24 protein-coding genes are annotated in these 26,251 nt (G+C 66.3%); 4 read left to right on the forward strand and 20 right to left on the reverse strand.

Annotated elements, in window-relative coordinates:
- Positions 1-17: 17 nt before the first annotated feature.
- Positions 18-335: a hypothetical protein gene (locus Q5923_RS01510; protein WP_303131655.1), complete on the reverse strand. Its 318-nt coding sequence runs from the start codon at positions 333-335 to the stop codon at positions 18-20.
- Positions 336-419: 84 nt separating this feature from the next.
- On the opposite strand from Q5923_RS01510, the gene Q5923_RS01515 reads away from it, so the two are divergent.
- The 4 genes from Q5923_RS01515 (at position 420) to Q5923_RS01530 (ending at position 2,686) form a co-directional block, all read left to right on the forward strand.
- On the forward strand, positions 420-830 hold the full coding sequence (locus tag Q5923_RS01515) for a (deoxy)nucleoside triphosphate pyrophosphohydrolase (protein ID WP_303131657.1): 411 nt from the start codon (positions 420-422) through the stop codon (positions 828-830).
- Between the two features lie 79 nt (positions 831-909).
- On the forward strand, positions 910-1,248 hold the full coding sequence (locus Q5923_RS01520; RefSeq protein ID WP_072499545.1) for a hypothetical protein: 339 nt from the start codon (positions 910-912) through the stop codon (positions 1,246-1,248).
- Positions 1,249-1,312: 64 nt separating this feature from the next.
- Complete coding sequence (thyA, locus tag Q5923_RS01525) at positions 1,313-2,161, forward strand: thymidylate synthase (RefSeq protein WP_303131660.1); 849 nt, start codon at positions 1,313-1,315, stop codon at positions 2,159-2,161.
- A 9-nt stretch (positions 2,162-2,170) separates the two neighbouring features.
- Positions 2,171-2,686 (forward strand): dihydrofolate reductase, encoded by a 516-nt coding sequence (locus tag Q5923_RS01530; protein ID WP_303131662.1) that lies wholly within the window; start codon positions 2,171-2,173, stop codon positions 2,684-2,686.
- Between the two features lie 152 nt (positions 2,687-2,838).
- On the opposite strand, the gene Q5923_RS01535 is transcribed toward Q5923_RS01530, so the two are convergent.
- The 19 genes from Q5923_RS01535 to Q5923_RS01625 all read right to left on the reverse strand — a co-directional run bounded on the left by Q5923_RS01535 (position 2,839) and on the right by Q5923_RS01625 (position 26,095).
- On the reverse strand, positions 2,839-3,432 hold the full coding sequence (locus Q5923_RS01535; protein WP_303131663.1) for a helix-turn-helix transcriptional regulator: 594 nt from the start codon (positions 3,430-3,432) through the stop codon (positions 2,839-2,841).
- 274 nt (positions 3,433-3,706) lie between these two features.
- Positions 3,707-4,342, reverse strand: coding sequence for a hypothetical protein (locus tag Q5923_RS01540; RefSeq protein WP_303131665.1), 636 nt, complete (start codon positions 4,340-4,342; stop codon positions 3,707-3,709).
- Positions 4,343-4,454: 112 nt separating this feature from the next.
- Entirely contained in the window at positions 4,455-5,231 is a 777-nt protein-coding gene (locus tag Q5923_RS01545) for a phosphotransferase family protein (protein ID WP_303131666.1), read from the reverse strand.
- 52 nt (positions 5,232-5,283) lie between these two features.
- Positions 5,284-7,905: a bifunctional acetaldehyde-CoA/alcohol dehydrogenase gene (gene adhE, locus Q5923_RS01550; RefSeq protein WP_303131668.1), complete on the reverse strand. Its 2,622-nt coding sequence runs from the start codon at positions 7,903-7,905 to the stop codon at positions 5,284-5,286.
- A 610-nt stretch (positions 7,906-8,515) separates the two neighbouring features.
- A complete protein-coding gene (locus tag Q5923_RS01555) occupies positions 8,516-9,232 on the reverse strand; it encodes a PLP-dependent transferase (RefSeq protein WP_303131670.1) in 717 nt (238 codons plus the stop codon).
- 2 nt (positions 9,233-9,234) lie between these two features.
- Positions 9,235-11,001 (reverse strand): threonine--tRNA ligase, encoded by a 1,767-nt coding sequence (gene thrS, locus Q5923_RS01560; protein WP_303131672.1) that lies wholly within the window; start codon positions 10,999-11,001, stop codon positions 9,235-9,237.
- Between the two features lie 366 nt (positions 11,002-11,367).
- The gene (locus Q5923_RS01565; RefSeq protein WP_303131673.1) at positions 11,368-13,131 is read right to left on the reverse strand and encodes a 1-deoxy-D-xylulose-5-phosphate synthase; all 1,764 of its coding nucleotides are present in this window, start codon (positions 13,129-13,131) and stop codon (positions 11,368-11,370) included.
- A gap of 217 nt (positions 13,132-13,348) precedes the next feature.
- Positions 13,349-13,780, reverse strand: a complete 432-nt coding sequence (locus Q5923_RS01570) for a double zinc ribbon domain-containing protein (protein WP_009279091.1) — start codon at positions 13,778-13,780, stop codon at positions 13,349-13,351.
- Positions 13,781-13,878: 98 nt separating this feature from the next.
- Positions 13,879-15,285: a folylpolyglutamate synthase/dihydrofolate synthase family protein gene (locus tag Q5923_RS01575; protein ID WP_303131675.1), complete on the reverse strand. Its 1,407-nt coding sequence runs from the start codon at positions 15,283-15,285 to the stop codon at positions 13,879-13,881.
- A gap of 117 nt (positions 15,286-15,402) precedes the next feature.
- Positions 15,403-15,996 (reverse strand): GTP cyclohydrolase I FolE, encoded by a 594-nt coding sequence (folE, locus tag Q5923_RS01580; RefSeq protein WP_009279089.1) that lies wholly within the window; start codon positions 15,994-15,996, stop codon positions 15,403-15,405.
- Positions 15,997-16,055: 59 nt separating this feature from the next.
- Positions 16,056-16,907, reverse strand: a complete 852-nt coding sequence (locus Q5923_RS01585) for a bifunctional 5,10-methylenetetrahydrofolate dehydrogenase/5,10-methenyltetrahydrofolate cyclohydrolase (RefSeq protein ID WP_303131677.1) — start codon at positions 16,905-16,907, stop codon at positions 16,056-16,058.
- A gap of 1 nt (position 16,908) precedes the next feature.
- Positions 16,909-17,541, reverse strand: a complete 633-nt coding sequence (locus tag Q5923_RS01590) for a cyclodeaminase/cyclohydrolase family protein (protein WP_009279087.1) — start codon at positions 17,539-17,541, stop codon at positions 16,909-16,911.
- Positions 17,542-17,660: 119 nt separating this feature from the next.
- The gene (locus Q5923_RS01595) at positions 17,661-19,325 is read right to left on the reverse strand and encodes a formate--tetrahydrofolate ligase (RefSeq protein ID WP_303131679.1); all 1,665 of its coding nucleotides are present in this window, start codon (positions 19,323-19,325) and stop codon (positions 17,661-17,663) included.
- A gap of 377 nt (positions 19,326-19,702) precedes the next feature.
- On the reverse strand, positions 19,703-20,812 hold the full coding sequence (locus Q5923_RS01600) for a helix-turn-helix domain-containing protein (protein WP_303131681.1): 1,110 nt from the start codon (positions 20,810-20,812) through the stop codon (positions 19,703-19,705).
- 110 nt (positions 20,813-20,922) lie between these two features.
- Complete coding sequence (locus Q5923_RS01605; RefSeq protein WP_303131683.1) at positions 20,923-22,827, reverse strand: ABC transporter permease; 1,905 nt, start codon at positions 22,825-22,827, stop codon at positions 20,923-20,925.
- 1 nt (position 22,828) lies between these two features.
- Positions 22,829-23,572 carry an ABC transporter ATP-binding protein gene (locus tag Q5923_RS01610; protein WP_009279083.1) on the reverse strand — a complete coding sequence of 248 codons (744 nt, stop codon included), beginning with the start codon at positions 23,570-23,572 and terminating at the stop codon, positions 22,829-22,831.
- Positions 23,573-23,709: 137 nt separating this feature from the next.
- Positions 23,710-24,684 (reverse strand): sensor histidine kinase, encoded by a 975-nt coding sequence (locus Q5923_RS01615; protein ID WP_303131685.1) that lies wholly within the window; start codon positions 24,682-24,684, stop codon positions 23,710-23,712.
- On the reverse strand, positions 24,681-25,439 hold the full coding sequence (locus Q5923_RS01620) for a response regulator transcription factor (protein ID WP_303131686.1): 759 nt from the start codon (positions 25,437-25,439) through the stop codon (positions 24,681-24,683). Before Q5923_RS01620 ends, Q5923_RS01615 begins: the two co-directional genes overlap by 4 nt.
- Positions 25,436-26,095, reverse strand: coding sequence for a 5-formyltetrahydrofolate cyclo-ligase (locus Q5923_RS01625; RefSeq protein ID WP_303131688.1), 660 nt, complete (start codon positions 26,093-26,095; stop codon positions 25,436-25,438). Before Q5923_RS01625 ends, Q5923_RS01620 begins: the two co-directional genes overlap by 4 nt.
- Positions 26,096-26,251 lie beyond the last annotated feature (156 nt).

Genomic DNA, 26,251 nt, shown 5'->3' on the forward strand with positions numbered 1-26,251 from the left:
GCGACGACTCCCCCATCCTAGTCCGAAACGTCCGAGTCGAGCCCCACGGTGAAGCTCCAGTCGGGATATGCCTCGGAGCATTCTGCACGGATCGCCTCGTAGGTCCCCATCCTGTCAGGGTCGTCGAAGTCGACGATCACGTAGTCTGGCGTCGCAGGGTTCAGGATGGACACGACGGACTCCTTGAGGGAGCTTGCGCCCGCCGCGAGCACGACATTGCCGGCGATGGCCAGCTCGCTCGCGCGAACGATGGTCCGGTCCCTCTCGCCCTCGTCCCTTTCCAAGAGCGTCCTCAGCTCCTGGCCCCCCTCCGAGTCGACCTGCTCCCCTGACATGTCGCGATACCTCCGCGCTATAGAATCGAATGGGCTCCGCATACCAACCACTGATACCCATCGCGAGGGCCCGGAGGTGCGTGAATGGAAAAAACCAAGGTCGTCTGTGCCATCGTCCAACGCGGCGGGAAGGTCCTGGCGGCACGGCGCGGACATGGCATGGAGAGATGGGAGTTCCCCGGCGGCAAGGTGGAGGAGGGCGAGTCGCGCGAGGAGGCCCTCAGGCGCGAGGTGCGGGAGGAACTGGGGTGCGAGCTCTCCACCATCTGGTACCTCGACAGCGTCGACTACGAGTATCCCGGCTTCCACCTGGACATGGACTGCTTCGTGTGCAGCCTCGCCGAGGGGGAGGATCCCGTCCTTCGCGAGCACCGCGAGCTCCGCTGGCTGGGCCGGGACGAGCTCACCGACGTCGACTGGCTTCCCGCGGACCACGGGCTGATCATGACGCTGGGCGTGATGTGGGACTCCGTCTTCGAGTCCAGCCATCTCTAGGCCACAGGCACCCCGAGGAAATGCGACGTGACGCCTTGCCTCGGGTATCATGGGAAGCCAGCCCACAGAGGAGGTGTGCATGGAGGAGCAGGCTCAGGTCACCGAAAGCGGGCCACAGGTCATAGAGACCGCCTCGGGCACCACCTCGCCTGACAACGCGAACTCGGGGGCCAAGCCCCTCGTCATAGCCGGCCTGGGCCTCCTGCTGGCCATCCTCGTCTTCTCCTACCTGGGTGGCTGCGCCGCCCAAGTCGTGGGTGACGCCCTCGACAGGGAATTCAGGGCCTTCGCCCAGATGAAGGGCTCGGGAGGGAATGCCTGGGAGACCGACGAAGACGACGAGGAGCTCGTCCGGGAGCTTGAGGAGCTCCTCCGCGACGACCAGGACCTCGGGTCATCCCCCATCCAGCGAGGCTAGGCCAACGAGGGCGGCGACGTGCCGCCACAACCAAGATCCAGGGCGCAAGGCGAGAGGAGCGCGCATGAGCAAGGCCGACGACATTTTCATTGGCATGTGCAGGCAGATCATCGAGCACGGCAGCACCACCGAGGGCCAAAAGGTCCGGCCCCGCTGGGAGGACGGCAGTCCCGCCTACACCATCAAGAGCTTCGGCGTGTGCAACCGCTACGACCTGCGGGAGGAGTTTCCCGCCCTCACCCTGAGGAGGACCGCCCTCAAGAGCGCCATGGACGAGGTCCTCTGGATCTACCAGCGCAAGTCCAACAACATCAACGACCTCCACTCCCACATCTGGGACGAGTGGGCCGACGAGGACGGCAGCATAGGCAAGGCCTACGGCTATCAGGTCGCGCAGAGGAGCCATTACCCCGAAGGCGACTTCGACCAGATGGACCGCGTCCTCTATGACCTCAAGAACAACCCCTACTCCCGCCGCATCATGACCAACCTGTACACCTTCGGCGACCTCAGCGAGATGAACCTCTATCCCTGCGCCTTCAACGCCATCTACAACGTGACCCATGCGGAGGGCGACGAGAGGCCGACCCTCAACATGCTGCTCGTCCAGCGCAGCCAGGACGTGCTCGCCGCGAACAACTGGAACGTCTGCCAGTACGCGCTCCTGCTCATGATGGTCGCCCAGGCCAACGACATGGTGGCCGGCGAGTTCGTGCACATGATCGCCGACGCCCACATCTACGACCGCCACGTGGACATCGTGTGGGAGCTCATCTCGCGCCCGACCCACCCTGCGCCCAAGGTGAGCCTGAACCCCGAGGTGCACGACTTCTACGACTTCACCACCGACGACCTCGTCGTGGAGGGCTACGAGCACGGGCCGCAGGTCAAGAACATCCCCATCGCGGTCTAGGGCGAGGGCATGAACGCGATAGTCTCCGTCACCCCCAGCTGGGGCATAGGGCGCGACGGCGCGCTCCTGGTGCGCAACCGCGCCGACATGCGCCGCTTCGTGGAGCTCACCATGGGCGGCACCGTCATCATGGGGCGCAAGACCCTCCAGAGCTTCCCCGGTGGCCCTCTCAGGGGACGCCGCAACGTCGTGCTCACGCGCGGGGCAGGGGGCCTGCCCGAGGGCGTGGAGGTCGCGAGCGGCATCGAGGAGGCGCTGGGCCTCGTCGCGGACACGACTCCCGACGAGGTTTGGCTCATAGGAGGACAGAGCGTCTACCAGGAGCTCCTACCCTGGTGCGAGCGCGCCTACGTGACGATGAACTACGTCGAGGCGGAGGCCGACGCCTGGTTTCCGCCTCTCGACGAGGAGCCGGGCTGGGTGCTCGAGTCCCGCGAGGAGGGTGGCGTCACGGCGGGGGGCGTGCCCTTCGAGTACCTGACCTACCGTCAGCTTGAGCCACGGGGCCTGGAGGGACACGACTAGCCCACGGCCATCGACGGCGGGAGCCGTGCGAAGAAAGGGCTCGGTCGCATTATCCGTGTGAAATCATGTCTGAGCCGAAGGCGTCGACCCTGCTCGGCTCACGGACGAGCAGGGTCGCGACACCACAAAAGGCGAGGCACATGCGCGTACCTCTACAGACTCTTAGCCACCAAGATCGCGACTAGAGCAATCGCCGCTCCCACGAGGGCGCCGACCACCACCTTCGCGAGGCTCGCCAGGAGCGGGTGGCTGTGGCCGAGGGCCGCCTCGTCAGAGCGCCCCTTCGACGCCTCCCCGTTCATGAACGCCGCTATGTCCTGGTAGGTCACGAGCTCGTAGCTCTTCTTGATCTTCTCGATGGCGATCGCCGCCGCCATCGCGATGCCCCACCCGAGCACGAGGATCACGAGCGAGGGTGCCGTCTGCCACCCCCACCTGAAAAGGCCCAAGGTCGGCACCACGATGGCGAAGAGCGCGAATACTCCCATCACCTGGGCAAGCATCTTCATCCTCTTCGCCGCCTTCTCGATTTCCGCATCGATCATCTCCATGTCTCCCTTCACGAGCTGGTCTATGGAGACGCCGAACAGGTCGCTCATCAGCAGGAGGCTCTGCACGTCGGGATAGGTCTTGCCCGTCTCCCAGTTGGAGACGGTCTGGCGCGAGACGAAGATGGCGCGCGCCAGGTCGTCCTGGGACATGCCCTTGCCACTGCGGTGCTGCTTGATGAGGCTCCCGAGTTCCATGCGTCCCCTTTCGAGGCGACGCCCTCGTCGCCCTGCTCCTGAAGGTAGGGACATCCTAGGCCATACGCAGCCTAATGCATTTGACGGCGGTCATCTGAAGGTCCCGCGGCGCTGCAAAAAGTCTTTGGCAGAGCTCTTACCAGGCTTTTTCAATAAAACGAGGGCAGGAGGCACAGAGCGATGGAAGACGTCGAGAATCTGCGTCTTCGCCAATCGCCGCAACATGCAGATTGCTTCGGTCTGCGACCCGTATCGTTGCCCAGGTGCCGGACGCCTAGACGAGCGCTTCCAGGGACGAGAGGTCGATGTTGCCGAACAGGACGTCCGCCATCCTCTGGGCATCATCCTTCGTGGGCTGCCAGCCATCCTCGCCCTTCACCAGGTCGAGCGTAACGTCACCCTCGACCTGGGCGTCACTTGCGCCCAGGTTCTCGTAGAAGCGGGAGAGGAGCTTCTGCGCCACGGCGACCTCCCCGCCGTCCTGGTAGGTCGAGACGAGCTCGGCCATCCCCTCGCCGGAGGAAAAGCCCGACCAGGTCGCCTCGAGCGCCGGGGCGAGGTCGCGCCCCTTGACGTGCACGGCGGCGGTCGCCGTGTCACCATCCACGCTCACGTCCCCCAGCTGGTAGTCGAAGCCCTCGAGGACGTGCGCCGCGAGGTCATAGACGTCGATCCCGTAGCCCTCGAGCCGGCTCACGCCGTCCTGCCCCAGCTGCGACACGTAAGGCTCCAGCGACTCCCTGCTCGGGTTCTTGAGCGCGTCCAGGCTTTGCGTGAGGCCAGCCCGTATGAGCTGCTCCTCCGCCTGCTTGCATCCAGCGAGCGAGAGCCCCGCACCCACGGCAAGCACCAGGACGAAGGCCAGGCAGGCAAGCCTGGCAAGTCCCCTTCGAGTGGTCTTTGCGCGCATCTCTCCCCTTCCTTCGGGCCTTGTCCTTGCTGGGGCGTCATGCGCAGGGGACCCGGAAGGCTCTCCGGGTCCCCTGCATCCCTAACTCACGTGGCGGGCCATGACCCGTTGCCTACTCGTAGTCGCCCACGTTGACCATACCGGCGAGCTTCTCCTCGTTGACCTTGCGGTTACGCGAGAGCTCCGCGGCGGCGACGACGGGCAGCCAGTAGTGCACGACCTGCTTGGGCGTGTCGGTACGCCGCGAGTAGATGACCAGGTACTCCTCGGCGAGCTCGGGGTCCTCGAGGCTGAAGAGCAGGTAGGTCATGGCGGCGTCAAGCTCGGGCAGGCCGGCGGTGACGTGCGCCCAGTCGCAGACGTAGAGCTCGTTGCCGTCCTCGCTCACGATCACGTTGGAGGGGACGAAGTCGCCGTGGCACACCCTCATGCCGGGCTTCATCCCGTCGACGCGCATCTCGAGGTCGTAGCGCACGGAGGGGTCGATGCCCTTGCAGCTGGCTATCATGCGTGCCAGCTTGTCCTTCTGGCGGTTGAGCAGGGGTGCCTCGAAGGAGTGGACCTCCGCCTGGAGGTCCACCAGCTGCTCCAGGTAGCGCCCCCTCCCCTCGGGATCGCCCTGGGCGACCTCGAGCAGCGTCACGCCGTGGACGTAGCGGGTGGCAAGGGCCCAGGAGCCCTTGTGCTCGCCCTCCTCCACGCGGGAGACCTCGAGCACCTCGGGGACGCGGATGCCCACGCCCTGGACGCGCGCGAGGTTGAGGGCCTCGTTGAACACGTCGGCCGCGGGCTTCTCGCTGTTGAACACCTTAACGAGCCTGTCACCATCGTGGTAGACGACCTTGTTACCGCGACGAGCCAATTCGACCTTGCCGTCAGACAGCTTCATTGCGATCCTCCTTGTGGGTCACGAATCGTGGCATGCTTCGCCTTCGCCGGGGCTAGTCCTCGTAGGAGCTGGGCTCGCGACCGTAGAACGCGTCGAGGTAGAGCTCCTTGATCTCGCTCATCAGGGGATAGCGGGGGTTTGCGCCGGTGCACTGGTCGTTGAAGGCCTGCTCCACCATGGCGTCGAGGTTGTCGAGGAAGTTCTTCTCGTCCACGCCGTACTCGGCGATAGTGCGATGGACGCCCACGTAGTCGAAGAGCTCCTGGATCTTGGCGACGAACTTCTCGAAGACCTCCTGGTCGTCCTTGCCGGTGACGCCGCAATAGCGAGCAGCCTCGGCGTAGCGGTGCAGGGTCTTGGGATGGTCGTACTGCGGGAAGGTACCCATGCGGGTGGGACGCTCGGCGGCGTTGTAGCGCATGACGCGGGTGAGAATCACCGCGTTGGCCCAGCCGTGCGGGATGTGGTGGAAGGCTCCCAGCTTGTGCGCCATGGAGTGGTTGACGCCCAGGAAGGCGTTGGCGAAGGCGAGGCCGCCCAGGCAGGAGGCGTTCGCCATGTGGTCGCGGGCCTCGACGTCGGTCGGGTTGTCGTAGGCGCGGGGCAGGTAGTCGAAGACGAGCTTCATGCCCTGGAGCGCCAGCGGATCGGTGTAGTCGGACGCCATGACCGACACGTAGGCCTCGAGGCAGTGGGTCAGGACGTCGACGCCGGAGGCGGAGGTGAGGCCGCGCGGCTGCGTCATCATGTTGTCCGTGTCCACGATGGCCATGTTGGGCATGAGCTCGTAGTCGGTGATGGGCCACTTAACGCCGGTGCTCTTGTCGGTGATGATGGCGAAGGGCGTGACCTCGGAGCCGGTGCCCGACGAGGTGGGGATGGCCACGAAGTAGGCCTTCTTGCCCATCTTGGGGAAGGTGTAGACGCGCTTGCGGATGTCCATGAAGTCGGCGGACATGTCCTCGAACTTCTCGTCCGGGTTCTCGTACAGGGACCACATGATCTTGCCGCAGTCCATGGCGGAGCCGCCGCCCATGGCAACGATCACGTCGGGCTCGAAGGCCTTCATCTGCTGCAGGCCCTCGAGGGCGGACTGCAGCGAGGGGTCGGGCTCGACGTTCCAGAAGCTGGAGTGCACGATGCCCATCTGGTCGAGCTTGTCCTCGATGGGCTTGGTGAAGCCGTTCTTGTAGAGGAACTGGTCGGTGACGATGAAGCAGCGCTTCTTGCCCATGACCGTGCCCAGCTCGTCCAGGGCGACGGGCATGCAGCCCTTCTTGAAGTAGACCTTCTCGGGGGTACGGAGCCACAGCATGTTCTCACGCCTCTCTGCCACGTCCTTGACATTGAGAAGGTTGGCGACGCCGACGTTTCCGCAGACGGAGTTGCCTCCCCAGGTTCCACAGCCGAGGGTGAGCGACGGGGTCATCATGAAGTTGTAGATGTCACCGATGCCGCCCTGGGCAGCGGGGGTGTTGACCAGGATGCGGCAGGTCTTCATGGCATTCTGGTGCTTCTCGAGCTTCTCGGTCTCGCGCACGTCACAGAAGAGGGAGCTCGTGTGGCCGTAGCCGCCGTCGGCGACCAGGCGCGATGCCTTCGCGATGGCGTCGTCGAAGTCCTTGGCGCGGTACATGCCCAGGATGGTGGTGAGCTTCTCGTGCGCCCAGCGGTTGGAGGGCTCGACGGACTCGGTCTCGCCAATCAGGACCTTGGTGGACTTGGGAACGTCCACGCCCGCCTCGCAGGCGATGTGGTAGGCGGACTGGCCCACCATGGCGGCGTTGACCGCGCCGCCGTCCTTGATGACGAGGTTGACGACCTTGTCCGCCTCCTCGCCCTTCAGGAAGTAGCAGCCGCGCTTCTCGAACTCGGCCTTGACCGCGTCGTAGACGCCGTCGAGGACAATCACGTTCTGCTCGGTGGCGCAGATCATGCCGTAGTCGAAGGTCTTGGAGTGGATGATCGAGTTGACCGAGAGCTCGACGTCCGCGGAGTCGTCGATGATCGCGGGGTTGTTGCCGGGGCCGACGCCCAGGGCGGGCTTGCCCGAGCTGTAGGCGGCGTTGACCATGCCGGGGCCGCCCGTGGCGAGGATGGTGTCGCAGGAGTGCATCAGCTCGTTGGTGAGGGCGAGCGAGGGCTCGTCGATCCACGAGATGATGCCCTTGGGCAGGCCCGCCGCCTCGGCGGCGTCGCGTACCACGCGCGCGGCCTCGATGGTGCACTGCTTGGCGCGGGGGTGCGGGCTGATGATGATGGCGTTGCGGGTCTTGAGGCAGACCAGCGTCTTGAAGATGGCCGTCGAGGTGGGGTTGGTGGTGGGGATGACGGCGGCGATGATGCCGATGGGCTCCGCGATCTTCTTGAAGCCGTAGGCCTTGTCCTCGAAGATTACGCCGCAGGTCTTGGTGTTGCGGTACTTGTTGTAGATGTACTCCGCCGCGTAGTGGTTCTTGATGACCTTGTCCTCGACGAGGCCCATGTGGGTCTCTTCCACCGCGAGCTTGGCCAGCGGGATGCGGGCCTTGTCGGCCGCCATGGCGGCCTCGTAGAAGATCCTGTCGACCTGCTCCTGGGTGAACGTTGCGAACTCGGCCTGGGCCACGCGCATCTGCGCGATACGCTCTGCCAGGGCATCGACGCTGTCGATGACTTTCTCGGCCTTTGCCATGCTTCCCCTTTCGCGTGAGGTAGGGCACCGCAGTCGGTGATGCCGTCTACGTAGGGCTCTACGTACGGTCCTAATCATAGCGAAAAAGCCTTGCGGGGATATGCGCAAAGACAGGCCTAAGCGCTTCAGATTTGCACCTTTACCTGCGGTTGTCTATCAAATGATGTACAAGTGGGCCCTAATTGGCGCCCAGTGGCGCAATTGGGCCGCAAGGCAATGAGGCCACTGACGCCATGCGGCGACGGAGCGCGCGTCCCTCTCGCCCGGAGCGTTCTCTATGCAAGCAACTGCGCCCCTGCAGGCGTTCTCTATGCCGTCGCGGCCCTGCAGGCGTTCTCTATGCAAGCCGCCACGCCCCTGCGGGCGTTCTCTATGCAAGTCTCTTACTTCTCGCTTACAAAACCCCAGTTGGGACCGAAGCGATTTCAGAGATGTGCATAGAGAACGTCGGGGGCAAGAAGAACGTACGGGAGGAAGAACGCATGGGGAGGCGTCGTGGGCGAAAGGGCAAGATGCCAGAAGCGCCCCATACCCCGCCGCCGCCCACTGCCAGGCCCACAGCCCCATCTCGGCAGCGAGGCGAGCAAGAGGGCGGCGGGAACGCCCGGGGTCAGCAGCCTTGACGGCACAGCCGTGCCTCCAGCCGTGCCACGAGCCCCCGTGCGTCTCCCCCGCCGCAGGCGACGCGACACCAGGAGGCCTCCCCCGCCAGCCGGAAGTCCACGAGGGGCCCGAATCCGTCGAAGAGCAATGCCGCCGCAGCCTCGTGGTCTGGGTCATCGGGAAGCCCGGGATAGCGCAGCCCCGAGACGGCGGGATGGCAGCGCAGGTAGCAGGCGACGACCATCGCCTCGTCGTTCGCGGCACGTCGGCGCAGGTCGAAAGCAGGAAGCGCCGCCACGAGCGCCTCGAGCTCCCCCGCGCTCGCGCCGTCGAGCGCGTCCACAGCCTCGTCCAGTCCCGCGACGCGCCGCGAGTCGCGCGAGAGGCTCACCGCGGCCAGACCCGCGCCCTCTCCCAGGACGGGGTCGAGGAGCTCCACCGCCAGGTGCGCACCACGCCTGAGCGGCGCCGCGCCAAAGGAGCTCGCGAGCGTGTTGTCGGCCACGACCGCCCTGCCCTGCCCCCGCGCCTCGGGAGCGAGGACGCGCAGGTCCGGCACCCCCACGGGCATGCCTCCGAGGGTCGGCACCACGAGGGCGTCCCCGGGCAGGCACAGACGCGAGAGGAGCCCCTCCCGGGAGCCGGCGCACACGACGCGCGTGCGCCGTGCCCCGACCCTCTGGGAGAAGCCCCTCTCGACCTCGCTCTGAGGACGGCCCCCCACGCCTAGCCGCGACGTTCGGCGATCTCTGCCGTCACGCTGGCAACGAACTCCTCGAGGCTCGTCTGGTGGGTCTCGTTGGAGCGGTCGCGGACGCTGATGTTGCCCGCCTCCGCCTCCTTCTCGCCCAGGATGAGCATGTAGGGGACGCGGTCGATGGAACGGGCCTCGCGGATCTTGTAGCCGATCTTCTCGTCGCGCTCGTCCACCTTGACGCGAATGCCGGCGGCGCGCAGCCTCTCGCCGACCTCCTTGGCGTAGTCGCGGGCCTTCTCGGACACGGGAAGGACCTTGACCTGGCAGGGGCTCAGCCAGGTGGGGAACTTTCCGGCGTACTGCTCGATGAGCATGCCGGTGAAGCGCTCGAAGGATCCGAAGCCGGCGCGGTGGATCATGATGGGGCGCTGCTTGCTGCCGTCGGGGGCAGTGTACTCGAGCTCGAAGTTCTGGGGGAGCTGGAAGTCGAGCTGGATGGTGCCGCACTGCCAGGTGCGGCCCAGGCAGTCCTGCAGGTGGAAGTCGATCTTGGGGCCATAGAAGGCGCCGTCGCCCTCGTTGAGCGTGTACTCGACGCCCATGGAGTCGAGCGCCTCCTTGAGGCCCGCCTCCGCCTGCTCCCAGTCCTCGTCGGAGCCCATGGAGTCCTCCGGGCGGGTGGAGAGCTCGACGCGGTAGGGGAAGCCGAACTGCGCGTAGTAGGTGGTGATCAGGTGTGCGGTGTCGGTCACCTGCTCGGTGATCTGGTCGGGACGGATGAAGAGGTGGGCGTCGTCCTGGGTGAACTCGCGCACGCGGAAGAGGCCGTGCAGGGCGCCCTTGAGCTCGTGGCGGTGGTCGAGCCCGGCCTCGGCGAGCTTGAGGGGCAGGTCGCGGTAGGAGCGCGGACGGCTCTTGTAAATCAGGCAGGCACCCGGGCAGTTCATGGGCTTCACCGCGTAGTCCTCATCGTCGATGAGGGTGGTGTACATGTTCTCTTTGTAGTGGTCCCAGTGGCCCGAGGTCTCCCAAAGCTTGCGCGAGAGGATGATGGGCGTCTGCACCTGCTCGTATCCGTAGGCGTCCTGCATCTCCTGCCAGTACTGCATGAGCGCGTTCTTGACGCGCATGCCGTTGGGGAGCCAGAAGGGGAAGCCTGGACCGGCGTCGCTCATCATGAAGAGGTCCATCTCGCGGCCTATCTTGCGGTGGTCGCGCTTCTCGGCCTCCTCGAGCATGTGCTCCCAGGCCGCCAGCTCGTCCTTGCTGCGGAAGGCGGTTCCGCTCACGCGGGTGAGCATCTTGTTGGAGCTGTCGCCCTTCCAGTAGGCGCCCGAGACGCCAGTGAGCTTGAAGGCCTTGAGGGCCTTGGTGTAGGTGAGGTGGGGACCCACGCACATGTCGACGTACTCGCCCTGCCTGTAGAAGGTGATGCGCGCGTCCTCGGGGAGGTCACCGATGTGCTCGACCTTGTACTTCTCGCCTCGCTCCCTCATTTGCTCGATGGCCTCGGCGCGGGGGAGCTCGTAGGTCTCGAACCTGAGGTTCTCCTTGGCGACCTTGCGCATCTCGGCCTCGATGGCGGGAAGGTCCTCGTCGGTGATCTTCTGGCCCCCGGGCAGGTCGATGTCGTAGTAGAAGCCGTTCTCGGTGGCGGGACCGTAGGCGAAGTCGGCCTCGGGGTACAGGCGCTTGATGGCCTGCGCCATGATGTGCGCGGCAGAGTGGCGGATGACGTGGAGCTCCTCGTCCTCGGGGACCTCGTCCACGCGGCCGTCGTTGAAGAGTGCCTTCATAGTCGTAAAAACCTTTCCTTGCAGCTGGTCGCTTGCCATGCTCGTCGGTACAAGAAAAACGCCCGACCTCCCTCTGGGGCCGAGCGGTTGAGGCGCCTGCCGCAGGCAGCTCGCTGCCGTGAAGGGACAGACGCCTAGATAGTCGGAGTTCGGGTGGAGCTGGCAGACGCTGGCCTGTCGCAAGAGAGCATGCTGGGAAACCTCCGTTTGGCTACAGGGCAAAGGTTTACCACATCCTGGGCCTCCGGTCAGCCCAGACAGCGCACTTGGAACCCATCGCCCCAAGGAGGCCACATGGACGACGCGGGCGAGAGGAGCCATCCGCGACCGCGCACGCACGCCCCTCTCGCCCGCCCCGCGCGGTGGCTATGCCCCCAGCTGGGCCAGAACGTCCTCGCAGATCTGCTCGGGGGCGAGCCGCGCCTCGCGCAGGAGCTCGTCCGCGTCGTAGCGGTCGTAGAAGGCCTTCGCGAAGCCGCGGACCAGGACCCTCGTGGAGGGGTCGGCCGCGAGCCGACCCGCCACGCGCTGGCCGAAGCCGCCGTCCACCGAGCCGTCCTCGAGGGTCACGACGAGCTCGTGCGTGCGGGCGATCTTGTCCAGGGCGCCCTCGTCGAGACCGGAGGCGAAGAGGGGGTTGACCAGCGTGGCCTCCACCCCGTGCTCGGCGAGGAGGTCCGCCGCCCGCTCTCCCAGGCCGAAGAAGTCCCCCAACGCGAGAATCGCGACCCTCTTGCCCTCGCGCGCGTGCTCCCAGCGGGTCTGGGAGTAGTCGTCGCGCTGGACGGAGCCCTCGGGCGCGTGCCGCACGGGACCGGCGGGAAGGGCGATGTAGACCGGGCCCTCCTCCTGGTCGAGCGACCACCCGAGCATGGAGAGGTACTCCTCCACGTTGGTGGGGGCGAGGTAGGTGATGCCGGGGATGTTGGCCACCATGGGGATGGAGTAGAAGGCGGCGTGGGTCACGTCGCTCATGCCCCAGACCGAGGCGTTGGCACCCACGATGGTCGCAGGGTTGTGGTTGATGGAGAGGTCCTGCGAGAGCTGGTCGTAGACGCGCTGCAGGAAGGTCGCCTGCGTGCCGAAGACGACGTGCGCCCCTGCCTTCGCCGCTCCGGAGGCCAGGGCGACGGCAGTCTCCTCGGCGATGCCGACGTCCAGGTAGTGCTCGCCGAGGTCCGCGCGCTGGGAGGGCCCGAGGCCCAGGGTGCCGGGCACTGCGGCGGCGAGCACGAGGAGGTCGCGGTCCGACTTGGCGCGCTCGAGCAGGTAGCGCGCCGTGATGGAGCCGTAGCCCTCGCCGGAGCCCTGGCGGAGGGGATGCCCCGTGGCGAGGTCGAAGGGGGCGTTGTAGTGCCAGGGCTCGGGGTCCTGCTCGGCGGGGGCGTAGCCCTTGCCCTTCAGGGTGTTGACGTGGATCACCACGGGATGGTCGATGTCGCGGACCTCCTCGAAGGCGGCGACGAGGGCCGCGCAGTCGTTGCCGTCCGCCACGTAGCGGTAGTCGAGGCCCATGGCCCGGAAGAGGTTGTCCTCCGCCTTGCCCCCCGTCTCGCGCAGGCGGGCGAGGCCCGCGTACATGCCGCCGTGGTTCTCGGCGATGGACATCTGGTTGTCGTTGAAGACGATGACGAAGTTGCTGCCCAGCTCGCCGGCGACGTCCAGGCCCTCGAGGGCCTCTCCCCCGCTGAGGGACCCGTCGCCTATGACCGCGACGACGTTCTCGTGCCTCCCGGCGAGGTCGCGGGCCTTGGCCAGGCCCAGTGCCAGGCTGATGGAGGTCGAGGTGTGGCCGTCCTCGAAGAGGTCGTGGTCCGACTCGGCGGGGTTGCTGTAGCCGCTGACCTCGTCGTAGCGCGCGGGGTCGAGGTAGGCGTCGACGCGCCCTGTGAGCATCTTGTGCGGGTAGGTCTGGTGCGAGACGTCGAAGACGAAGTGGTCGCGAGGCGAGTCGAACACGTAGTGCAGGGCGATCGTCGCCTCGACGAAGCCGAAGTTGGGGCCGAAGTGCCCACCGTGCGCCGCGGCGCGCCTCAGTAGCGCGTCCCTGATCTCCTGTGCGAGGACCGGCAGCTGGTCGCTCGCGAGGGCCTTCACGTCCTGGGGCGAATGGATGTTCTCTAGGTACATGCGCTTCCTTTCTGCGCCGCATCGGAACGGCGGCTTTTCTCGGGACCTTATTCCCCGGGGTGGGGCGCGCGAGAACGACGTCACGTACCTTCCCGCCCATCGAAACGCATGCGTAACGAAGCGGGCCGCACGACGCCGTCGGTCCGTCGCGCACAAGTCAGGCGCCCCCGTCGCGGTGACGGAGGCGCCTGGCGTCGGAACTACGTTGGCCTTAGGGCTACTGGATGCGGGTACGGCAGTAGGGGCAGACCTTCCAGTCCGCATTGAGCGGGCGGTGGCAGGTGGGGCAGACGTTGCGCACCTGCGTGTTGCAGATGGGGCAGACCACGAAGTCGCGGTCGATGGGAGCTCCGCACTTGGGGCAGATGCCGTAGTGCGAGAGCTGGTGCTCGCGCAGGGCGATGTCCAGGTCCTGCTCCTCGCGGTCGACCAGGTAGCTGCTGGGGCGCAGGATCACGTAGGCGAGAAGGCCCACGATGGGGATCACCGAGATGATCGCCCAGAGCCACCAGGGCTCGGCACCGCGCCGCTGGGCGTCGCGGATGACGTAGACGATGGAGAGGATATAGAGCATGACGACGCAGGCGACCATGAGGTAGAGCACCATGCGCACCTCAGGGGTGATGAGCTGGTCAAGTAGGTCTGACATTAAGGCTGTGCTCCTTTGCTGTCATAGGACGGCGCCACGCGGACGGACATGCTCGCGCCATGACCCATTTGGGTAGCTCGGGCAATTGTAGCAGATGGCTAGCGCAGGGCGGCCGCGACCTCTCCCGCAAGCGTGATGGAACCACAGGCGACGAAGGCCTCTCCCACCAGGGCGGCCAGCGCCTCTCCGCAGCTCGCATACTCCCCCACCGGCTCTGCGGCATGGGCGCGGAAGCGCTCGGCAAGCTCGTGCGCCGCCAGGGCGCGCGGCGAGCGCGTCTGCGTGACGACCACGCGGGGGAACTCCGGGGCAAGCAGACCGACGATCCCGTCCACGTCCTTGTCCGCCAGGACGGCGCAGAGCAGGGTGGGCCTCGTCGCCACCTCGGGAGCCACCTCCCTCACGGCCGAGAGGAACACCCCCACGGACTGCGGGTTGTGGCAGGCGTCGATGAGTCCCACGGGGTCGGCGCGCACCACGTCAAAGCGGCCGGGCGTGGGGCAGCAGACCACGGACTCGAAGAGCGCCTCGGGATCGAGCCCGCGTCCCAGAAAGTCCTCGCAGAGCACCACGGCACAGGCCACGTTGGCGGCCTGGTAGACGGGCTTCAGGGCCGAGAGCTCGCGGTAGCGCGAGCGCGGGGTCGTGACGTCGAACACCAGGGATCCGCCTATGCGCCCCGGTCGCCGCAGGACCTCGTAGCTGGCATGGGGAAGGTCCCCGTGGGTGCGCGGCAGTCCGGGATGGAGCTCCCCCACCGCGTCCTCGAGCCTCCGCGGCCTGAGGAGCGTCGGCACCACGCCCTCGTCGGCGCAGCGCCGGAGAAAGACGTCCTCGACGCTCGTGGGGGTGGCGGTGCCCACGCCCAGCACGCAGCTCCTGCCGGAGCGGATGATGGCGGCCTTCTCGCCCGCGATCTTCTCGAGGGTGTCGCCCAGGATGCGGGTGTGGTCGAGGCCCACGCCCGTCACGGCGACGGACTCGATGGAGCCCACAGCCGTGGTGGCGTCCCAGCGGCCGCCCATACCGCACTCGAGCACCACGACCTCCGCCCCCAGAAGCGCGAAGGCGACGCAGGCGCCCACGGTGAGCAGGTCGAACTCGGTGATGTCATAGGGCCTCTGGCCCAGGTCGGCGCGGTGGGCGTTGACGCGCTGGCCCGCCTCGGCGGCCGCTGCGACCCCGCGGGCGAAGTCCGCCTCGGCGACGGGAGAGCCATCCAGCTCCAAGCGCTCGGTGTAGCTCACGAGCTCGGGCGAGGTGTAGAGGCCCACCCTGAGGCCCTCCCCGCGCAGGATCGCCGCCGCGTAGCGGGAGGTGGACGTCTTGCCGTTCGTGCCCGCGACCTGCAGGCTGCGGAAGCTCAGGTCGGGGTTGCCGAGCTCCGCGAGCATGTCCTCCACGCTCTCGAGCATGGGGCTGATGCCCAGCCTGAGCGTCGAGCGGAGGACGCCGAGCGCGTCATCGTAGCTCAGCTCGGGAACGGGAAACGGGAGTCGGTACATGTCTTGCCTTCCTTCGTGTTCGCGACATGGACGCATGCGGCGACGTTTGGCAGACGGAGACCGGGAGGCCCGGGGTGAGAGGGCCCGCATGCCCCACCACGGGCGGAGGCTCGCCCCCTAGAGCCCGAGGAGCCTCAGTGCCTCCTCGCGCGTGCGCGCGTCGTTCTTGAGCGCGCCGCGCACCGCGGAGGTGACCGTCTGCGAGCCGGCGCTCCTGATGCCGCGCATGGTCATGCAGCTGTGCTCCGCCTGCAGGACGACGAGGACGCCCAGGGGGTCGAGCGCGTCGACCATGGCGTCGGCGATCTGTGCGGTGAGGCGCTCCTGGACCTGGAGCCTGCGGGCATAGCCGCTCACGCAGCGGCCTATCTTCGAGAGTCCCGTGATGCGACCGTCGCGGGGGATGTAGGCGACATGCGCCTTGCCCACGAAGGGGAGGACGTGGTGCTCGCACAGGGAGGCGAAGGGGATGTCCCTCACTATGACGAGCTCCTGGTTGTGGCCCTCCTGGAACTGTCTGAGCAGGTGGGAGGACGGGTCCTCGGCGTATCCCCCCAGGAGCTCCTCGCAGGCGCGCGCCACGCGGTCGGGGGTGCCCCTGAGCCCCTCGCGGTCGGGGTCCTCCCCTATGGCGAGAAGGAACTCCCTCATCGCCGCCTCCACGCGCGGCCTGTCTATCCCATGCGCCACCTGGGCCTCGTCCCGTTCCATGCACCTGCCTTCCCTCCGGCCGCGCGCGGGCGCGGCGCCATGCACCGTCAACGTCTGAATCAGTGCCGCAGCTCGGCCGCACTCACCACGTGCTCCATGAGCACGGCCGTCGTTATGGAGCCGATCCCGCCCGGGACCGGCGTGATGGCAGAGACGAGGGGCGCCACCGCGTCGAAGTCGACGTCGCCCACAAGCCTGCCCGCCTCGCCGTCCCAGTTTATGCCCACGTCCACCACCACCTGGCCGGGAGTGACGAAGTCCGCGCCGACCATGCGGGGCCTGCCCGTGGCGACGACGAGGACCTCGGCCCCGCGGCATGCGGCGGCGAGGTCACGGGTCCTGCTGTGGCAGAGCGTCACGGTAGCGTCACGCGCCTGCAGCAGCAGCGCCAGCGGACGTCCCACGACCAGCGAGCGCCCCACGACGGTCACGCGCCTGCCCGAGAGCCCGATGCCGTAGTGGTCGAGGAGGCGCAGGGCCGCCTCCGCCGTGCAGGGCGCGAAGCCACGTCCCCTGCCCGAGAAGACCTTGGCAAGCGAGAGAGGCGTGACGCCGTCCACGTCTTTCCCAGGAGCGAGCAGGGTGCAGGCAGCCTCCCCGTCGAGCCCCGCGGGAAGCGGACGGAACATGAGGCAGCCGGAGACCTCGTCGTCCTCGTTGACGGAGCGAATGGCCGCCTCCAGCTCCCCCTGGCCGCAGCCCTCGGGCGGCAGGACCCTCCTCAGGCCGATGCCGAGCGCGTCCGCCCTCTTCTGGAGGCCGCGCTCGTAGCTGAGGTCGTCGGGCCTCTCCCCCACGCGAAGGACCGCCAGCACGGGTGGCCTCCCGGCTTCGGCGAGGGCATCCACGCGCCGGCGCAGCCCCTCGGCGACGGCTGCGGCGACGGGGGCACCCCTCAGTTCCCTGGACATGCTAGCCCCTCTCCCTCAAGGCGCGCGTGACCGCGCGCAGCAGCGCCTCGGCCCTTGGCTCCCACTGCGCCAGGAGCGCATCGCAGCGGGCGTCGAGCCCATCCGCCACGTCGCGCCGCACGAGCGAGCGCGTGTTCACGTAGACGTTCAGGCTCGCCGCCGAGAGCGACGCCCCGCAGAGCGCCGCGGCGCAGCCCACGTCCGAGACGAGCAGCCGCGAGCCCTTCTCGCCCAGGAGCTCCAGCTGCGGGATCGCCCGGGCGACGAGTCCCATGAGCTCGAGGGGGACCTCGCAGGCGCCTCGGCCTGCCGCCTCGAGGGCGGCGGGCCTTCGGGGGTCGCCCGCGGGTAGGGCGTAGGCTCGGGTCAGAGGCTCGAGCGAGCGGGCGTCCTCGTCCACGAGCTCGACGAGCCTCAGACGGATCCGCCCGAGCTCGTCCAGGGCCTCCCTGACCTCCCCCTCCACATCGGCGTAGCGAGACTTGCCCAGGGTGAACTCTGCTGCCATGGAGCCCAGGGCGGCACCCAGGGAGGCGACGTAGGCGACGGCCGCGCCGCCTGCGGGACTCGACACCCTGGACGCGAGGTCGTGCGAGAAGTCCTCGCAGCTCCTCTGCGCTAGGCGGTCTTCCATGTTTGCTCCAAACGACGCCTGGGCACCGGGGCAGGGGCTCCCGGCACCCAGGATGCTTTTGCTTGACCCCGTCGATGTTCCCACAGCGCGCGCTCCGCGCGGACGGCGAAGGCGACGCTCTAGAAGAGGCCCACGATGCGGCCGTCCTCGGTGACGTCGATTCCCTCCGCCGCGGGCCGCTTGGGCAGGCCGGGCATGGTCATGATGTCGCCAGTGAGCGCGACGACGAAGCCGGCGCCCGCGGAGACCTTCACGTTGCGCACCGTGATACGGAAGTCCTTGGGCGCACCGAGCTTTGCCGCGTCGTCGGAGAAGGAGTACTGGGTCTTGGCCATGCACACCGGCATGTTGGTGAAGCCCTGGTCCTCGAGCTGCTTTATCTGCTTCTCGGCAGAGGTGGTGAAGTCGACCCCGTCGGCGCGGTACACGCGCTTGGCGATGGCCTCGATGGACTCCTTGATGCCGCCGAGCTCGTAGGAGAAATGGAAGTCCGAGGGCTCGTCGCAGAGGCGCACGACCTCCTCGGCCAGGGCACGCCCGCCCTCGCCGCCCTTGGCCCACACCTCGGAAAGGGCCACGTTCACGCCCAGCTCCCTGCACTTGGCCTCGACGAGGTCGAGCTCGGCCTTGGTGTCGGTGGGGAACGCGTTGATGGCCACCACGACGGGCAGGCCGTAGACGTTCTTCATGTTGTCGACGTGCTGCAGGAGGTTGGGCAGGCCCGCCTCGAGGGCCTCGAGGTCCTCGTCGTTGAGGTCGGCCTTGGCCACGCCGCCGTGGTGCTTGAGCGCGCGGACCGTGGCGACCACCACGCAGGCGTCGGGCGTGAGGCCCGCGAGGCGGCACTTGATGTCACAGAACTTCTCGGCGCCCAGGTCGGCCCCGAAACCAGCCTCGGTCACCACGTAGTCGCCGAGCCTCATGGCCGTGGTGGTGGCAGAGACGGAGTTGCAGCCGTGGGCGATGTTGGCGAACGGGCCACCGTGCACGAACGCGGGATTGTGCTCGAGGGTCTGCACCAGGTTGGGCGAGATGGCATCCTTGAGCAGCGCCGTCATGGCGCCTTCCGCCTTGAGGTCGTGTGCGGTGACGGGCTTGCGGTCAAAGGTGTAGGCCACCACGACGCGCCCCAGGCGCGCCTTGAGGTCCATGAGGTCGGTGGCCAGGCAGAAGATGGCCATGACCTCGGAGGCCACGGTGATGTCGAAGCCGTCCTCGCGCGGCATGCCGTTGGCCACGCCGCCCAGGCCGTCCACGATCTTGCGCAGCTGGCGGTCGTTCATGTCCATCGCGCGCTTCCACACGATGCGGCGCGGGTCGATGCCCAGCTCGTTGCCCTGCTTGATGTGGTTGTCGAGCATGGCGGCCAGCAGGTTGTTGGCGTTCTCTATGGCATGGAAGTCGCCGGTGAAGTGCAGGTTGATGTTCTCCATGGGGATGAGCTGGGCATAGCCACCACCAGCCGCGCCGCCCTTTACGCCGAAGACGGGACCCAAGGAGGGCTCGCGCAGAGCGAGCACCGTCTTGTGACCGAGGGCGTTCATGGCGTCGGCCAGTCCGACGGAGGTGGTGGTCTTGCCCTCGCCGGCGGGCGTGGGATTGATGGCGGTCACGAGGACGAGCTTGGCCTTCTTGGGCTTGTCGGCCATCTTGGTGACGTCCACCTTGGCCATGTGGTGGCCGTAGGGGATGAGCTCGTCGTCGGTGAGGCCCAGCTTCTCGGCAATCTCGCCAATGGGCCGAATCTCGGCCTCCTGTGCGATCTCGATGTCTGACTTTGCCATCGCTTACTCCCCTTCTCCGGACGCAACGCTCGCCTTTGGACTCACGGGACACATGCTAGGGAACGTGCCCCGGCTCCCCACGCCATTTTGGCAAGAACTCCTGCGCCAGGGTTGGTCATTTTGCGCCGATGAAACCAGCCACCCGCAGGTGGTACGACAATGACAATCATATTGAACGGAATGCCCGAGCCACACACCCAAGCTTCGGCGCGTGGGGGCAATAGGCAGAATCACCCATACGATGGCGTGTTCCGGCACGCATTGGGCTTCGCCGATGGCAATGCCCCCGGGCGGCTGCCCGCAAGGATAACAGGGCGCCCTGGGTGGAGCAGGCCGCGCGTACGAGTGCTCTGTGCGTGCGGCGCCCGTCGCGCTTGCTAGAGTTGCCTTATGCGGGCAAGGGCTCTCGCGACCTTGGAATCCTGTGCGACCAAGCTCCATTCGCCGCGGCCCTCGACCATGGAAAGAAGGCCCTTCCTCACCATTGATACCGGGGGTCGCACCATGTCTGCCGCGTTGCCGGGGGCGAAGACGTGCTCGAAGAGGGGACCGGCAGGGAACCTCTCACCTTGCTCCGCCGCGCAGATGACCTTCTCCGCCAGGCCTGCGAACCTGGCGAGATAGGATGCTGCCTCCGTCGCCTCCTCAAGCTGGGCCGAAGCCGCCGCTGCCCCGGCCCAGAAGGTAAGGGCGGTCTCGGGCAGGTGCTCCTCCAGCTCAAAGCCCGACACGAGGGCGTTCCCAGCCTTGAGCAGCGCATCCGCCTGCGCCTTGGATGGATGGGCCAGCAGCTGGGCGCAGATGCCCCCCATAACCCCACCGAGGCTCGAGAACAGCTCGCGTTCACGAAGAGATGCAGCGTCCTCCGCTCGCCCGCACTGCTCGTACAGAGAGGCGAGCACCGAGGAGGTTCCTATGGGCGTTGCCCCAACGATGCCTTCAAGCAGGGCGATCGCCTCCCCCAACCTGTCATCTTGCCTGCGGAGGAACCCCGCCCTGATGAAGTGCGCCAGGGCGAGTTGCCTCGCGTCCTCGGAGCGAGCCTCGACACGGTCGAGGCAGTCGAAGGCGTTATCCCTCAGCTTGTCGGCTCGCGTGGGATCCGCCGCGCTCCGACCAAGGTAGAACATTGCTGCCTGGAGTAGCCAAGGCAGGCAGAAGGGGTGCTCTGCCGTCACCGACCTGATCTCTGCGTAGGCACCCTCGGGGTCGTCGTTGGCGCGCAGGGCAATTCTCGCCGCCGTCTCCCTGACCTGGCCTTCGTCCAGCTGGGAGTCCCAATCGAACAGCTCGTCAAGCGACATCCCAAACTGTGCCGCTATGCTCGGCAGCAGCGCCACGTCGGGCAGGCTGAGCCCAAGCTCCCACTTGCTTACGGCAGCCTTCGTCACGCTAAGGAGGTCCGCGAGCTGCTCCTGCGTGAGCCCCTCGGCATGGCGTGCCCGCGCGATGGTGGCCCCGATGTTGGTCGCGCTTGTGTTCTGCATGATGGCTCCCCTCTTCAGGATGGCTCCCCTCTTCCGTGCGAGTCCATTCTCTGGCGCTGGTGCCTACCGCTCAAGCGAGCGCGAGTTGACCTTTTCGAGGGTTGAGTCAACTAGTCCCGCGGACGGACGAAGGCCTTCACCTGTTCGCTGAAGCGGGTGTCCAGCGCTGCAAAGAGCAGGGCCTCCAGCGCGAGCAGGGGAACCATGGTCACAGCCATGCGCACGTAGACATGTGCGCTCGCTACGTCCATGCTGATGAGGAACGCCATCGCAAAGCCCGTCAGCACGACCGCGAACCCAATGGGCAGGGAGAAGAGCAGCTGCAGCTGGCGCCTCTGGATGCGCAGCACCTGTGCCAGGGACAGCCCCATGCGGTTCAGGTTGCGCATGACGGGCAGGCTCTCGCGCACGTCGGAGAGCAGCCGGAAGTAGACGAGGCTGATGGAAGCCACTATGAAGATGACGGCCAGCATGAGCGAGATGTAGGTGTACATCTCGTACGAGTACTCCTGCAGGAAGATGGTCTCTATGCGAGGAATGAGGAGGAAGTCGTTCCCGTCCCCGAGGCCCACGCCTATCGTACTGCGTATGCGCTCGCAGGCGGTACGCACCTCCTGGGCTTGGGCATCGTCATCCACGTCAAACGTGAAGACCCTCACGTCCACAAGGCTGCCCGTGTCCTGCAGCATCTGCCAGTCCGCATCGCTCACCACGTAACTGCCGCTGCGCTTGGCGGTGTCCAGTATGGGTGTGGACGTGCCGACGACCTCCAGCACCCGGCCGCCTGGCACCTCCACCGAGCTTTCTGGCTCGGCCGCGCCGGAGACGTCAACCGCCTGTCCGTCTTCGATCGAGAGCGTCCTACCCGACTGCCTCTCGTATGAGCTCTGGGCGACGAACTTGTTCCCGAAGATGGTCTTCTCGGTCTGCAGCATGCCGTAGGAGTCCTTCGCGTACGCCACGCCATGGCTGGCGAGCTCGGCCTCGATCTCGCTGACGTCTGACGACTCCCGCGCGTTGTCGCCATACGAGAAGTACCCGATTCCGAAGGGGATGTCCCTGGTGATGTCGGCGCGGACCGTCGTGACGAGGGCGAGGGACACGACGATGGCGCTGAACGACATCGTGAGCATGAGGGTCGACACGAACATCGTCGTGACCGACCCCTTGAGGCGGTCCCTGAGCCCGGAGACCCAGATGGCGTTTCCCTCCCTCAGGTAATAGCGCGACCGCGCGACGCGCGAGATCACGAGGAACGAGAACTGGCGGTACGCGAGGAAGAGTCCGGCGAGCGTGGACGCGATGATGAGCCAGGGTATGACGTCGACGAGCGCGTCGTGGGACTCCACGAACGTTCGCACGGACGGGATGACGCCGAACAGGCAGGTGCCGCAGCCGCAGGCGAGCAGGACGATGCCCAGGACGGCCAGGGGCTTCGAGAAGCGCATCTCGCGGCTCTCGTCGACCTTGGCGGCAAGCAGGTCGACGATGGGACGCCTGCATATCCCGCGCGCCTGCGCTGCGCTCGCCACCAGGAATATGACGGAGAACGTGACGACGGTCTGCACGATGGACGCGGACGGGAACTGGTATGCGATGTCGGCGACATGGATGATGCGGGCCATGAGCATGACCATGAGATGCCCGAAGACAAGCCCGATGACGAGTCCTGCGGCGATGGCGCTCACGCCAATCAGGAGGCTTTCGAGCACGATCGAGAGGGCGACCTGGCGCCTCGTCATGCCCATGGTGAGGAGGGCCCCGTACAGGCGCCGCTTGCGCTTCAGGAAGGCGCTGAGCGAAAGCCCCAGGAACCCCAGGGAGTACACGGCGATGAAGGCGATGGCGAGGCGCATGATGTCCTGCACGCTCTCGCTCTGCGCAAGCTGCGGATGGTTCATGTTGGCGGAGAAGACGAAGAAGACCACGATCGAGAACACGCTGCTCAGCCAGAACGCGACGTAGCTCTCCTTGTCGCGCATGACGTTGTTGAGGGCAAACCTGAAGAAGCTCATCCTACTTCGCCCCCATGAACTTGAGCACGTTCAGGATCTCGTCGTAGAACGCCAGCCCGTCTCCCTCGCGGTACAGCTCCTCCAGGATGCAACCGTCCTTGATGAAGATGGCGCGCGTGCAGAAGCTTGCGGTCTTGGCGTCATGCGTGACGATGATGGTGGAGGTGCCCCGACGCGCATTGAGGTCGGCAAAGATGCGCATGACGCCCTCGGCTGCCGCCGAGTCGAGGTTGCCCGTGGGCTCGTCGGCAAGAAGGAGGCGTGGGCTGTGGATGATGGCGCGGGCGATGGCGGCACGCTGCGCCTGACCTCCCGACACCTCATGCGTCCGTTTGTCGAGGATCTTGCCGATGCCAAGGCTCGCGGCAATGCTCTCGGCTGCGGCGTTCATGCGTGCAGGCGGGACGTGGCGCAACATGAGTGGGAGCATGATGTTCTCGCGGATGGTGAGCGTGTCCACCAGGTTGAAGTCCTGGAAGACGAAGCCGAGCTCGTTGCGGCGGAACTCGGCCGCCTCGGGCTCGCCCAGGTGGGAGATATCGCGCCCGTCGATGCGAATTTCTCCCGAGCTGAGCGGGAGGATGCCCGAGATGAGGTTGAGGAGCGTGGACTTTCCCGATCCCGACGCCCCCATGATCGCTACGAACTCGCCCTCCTCCATCTTCATGGACAGGTCGTTCACGGCACGCACCTGAACTCCGGTTCCGTATATCTTGCTCGCGTGCTCGATGGTGAGAATCGCCATGAGGTTCTCCTTTCCGATTCACTGCAAGCAGAATACGAAACGGCACGTGAGGGACGCTATCGAGTGGAGTGACGAAAGATGACAGCCCCTGTCACTTTTGCACAAGGGGGGATGATGGGCGCGAGTCGGGGGCGACGCTAGAAAACTATGTCCACTCGGGTTCCATGCCCAACCTCAGACCTCACCTCTATTTCGTGCCCAAGCTCGTCGAGCGCGCGCTTCACCACGTACAATCCGACGCCTGACGACTGGTCGTGATCGCGTCCGTTGCTCCCCGTGAAGTAGAGGTCAAAGATGCGCGGCAGGTCGCGCGGGCGGATGCCAATGCCGTGATCGACAAAGCTGAGCTCCACGCTTCCGTCCGACTCCCCCGCGCCGACCTCGATCGACGACCCCGCGTCCGAATACTTCACGGCGTTATGCAGTATCTGCTCGATGACGAACGCGAGCCATTTCCTGTCGGTGCGCACGCGCAGGCTTGCGTCGATGCCTACAGTGGGGAAGACCTCCCTCTGCGCAAAGAGGCGCCTCTCTTTGTCAATAATGGCCTCTACCACCTCTTTGAGGGACAGGTCCTCGATGGTGAGGTCGGCCTGCATGCGCTCCATGCGCACGAGACTCAGGATGAGGTCGAGCTGCCCCTGCATGCGATCGAGCTCGCAGAGCGCACCGAACGAGTCCATGTGCCCGGGGTCCTTCTGAACCATGAGGCGCAGGACGCTCACGGGCGTCTTCATCTGGTGCACCCACTGCATGACATGCGTCCGCCAGCGCAGCATCTCGTCGTCTCGCTCGTTCAGCTGGCGCTGGTAGCTGCGGTAGGCATCACGCCTGCGTGTGACGTACGCTTCGGTGACGGGGTCGCCGCTATGGCGCCCCACCAGCTGTTCCATGGTCTCGACGTCCTCTTCCAGGCTTTCGTAGAACGCCCGCTTGCGCGCGAATCGCACGACAAGGAACACCGCCAGCACGAATGCCGCCACGAAGAGGAAGTAGGCGATGCCTGCGGCCGTCTCGAAGCCTCGGCCAAAGTGAAAGGCAAGGGCTATGGCAACGGACTCGAGGAGGAAGAGGGCCATGACGTCCAGATGATCCCTGAGGAAGAGCCTCATGGCCTTCCGCCCATGTAGAGACGATAGCCAACGGTGCGCACCACCTTGATCTGGGCGGAAATGCCCGCACTGGAGAAGCGATCGCGAAGCCGGCGGATGTTGACGTTCAGGGTGTTGGGCTCCACGAAGCCCTCCCCGTCCCACGCGGCCATGTACAGGTCTCCACGCGCAGCCGTCTTTGGATATGCCCTCATCAGGCATCCAAGGAGACTTGCCTCCGTGGCGGTGAGCTCGATCGTTGAGCCCTGGTACTCCGCCCTGAGGAGTCCCGGGAAAAAGACGAGCCCGTCGCAAGCGAGGGACTCGAGCTCCGTTGTGGCAGGTGCGAGCTCCCCATAGTTGCGGCGCATCTGCGCCTGCACCTTGGCGAGCAGCACGTCGAGGTCGAAGGGCTTCGTCACGTAGTCGTCAGCTCCCGCCTCCATGCCACGCACCTGGTCGGACGCGGCATCACGAGCCGAGACCATGACGATGGGGACGTGCGATGTCTCGCGGATGCGACGACACCAGAAGAATCCGTCGTAGCGGGGCAGGCTCACGTCGAGCAGGACGAGGGAGGGGTCGAGGGCACGGGCCTGGGCGTCTATGTCATCGAACGAGTCCGCCACGCGGCACTGGTAGCGATACCGCCCCAGCAGGTCTGCTACCTGGCCCGCGAGGGCGCTGTCATCTTCCACTATGAGGATGGGCCGCAGCGTTGCGCCCTCGGCCCGCCGCGCGCCACCATGTGCCGCCGTTGTCTTCTCCATGGTCATGCCTGGCCCTCCTTCTCTCGCACCCAATTGGACCAGGGGCTCTCGGACGTTTCGATGGTGCGCCGCTCCGTCACTACCACGTCGACGCCCAGGTCATGCTCCCCCACCACGCCCATGGCTGCCAGGTTATCGGTAAGCTGCGCCTCGTGACATATGCCGACGGAAGTGCCAGGAAAATCGGCAAGCAGCGTGTCATAGAAGCCGCCCCCGTACCCCATGCGGAAGCCATGGCCGTCGAAGGTCAGGCCAGGCACGACGGCGAGGATGCTCCCGCCCGCCTCTGCCTCGCGCGCGACGTCCAGAAGGCGATCTGGCTCCGCAAGGGGCTCCTCCACGCCAAAGGAGCTGCGCTCGAGGCGGTCGAAGTCGTCGATGCGATACCACTCCATGAGACGAGTGTGGGGCACCACACGGGGGATGGCAACGACCTTGCCAGCTACCCACGCCTGACGTACGAGCCCGCGTGTGTCCACCTCCTCGCCTACCGAAAGGTAGGCGAGGACGATCTGGGAGCGTTGCCACTCGGACAGAGAGAGGACGCGGGAGGCAATGCCGGCATCGGCACGCTCTCGCGCCTCGGAGCCAAGGTCCTTGCGCGCCTGCCTGAGCCGCTTGCGAAGCTCCTTCTTGCGCGCGGTGACTTCCTTGTCCTCCATGTGCCTCCCCCAGGACCCAATTCACATCGAGGAGAGCTTACTCCACCCCGAAGCATGCGTCACAGGGAAGGAGGCGCGCCATCCTGCTGCAATGCAGGCAAAGGGAAAAGTGTCTGGCACAAGAACCCCGCCTCCTAGCCCATCGAAACTCGGAAG

Source organism: uncultured Olsenella sp. (assembly GCF_959602185.1).
GTDB lineage: Bacteria > Actinomycetota > Coriobacteriia > Coriobacteriales > Atopobiaceae > Olsenella_I > Olsenella_I phocaeensis.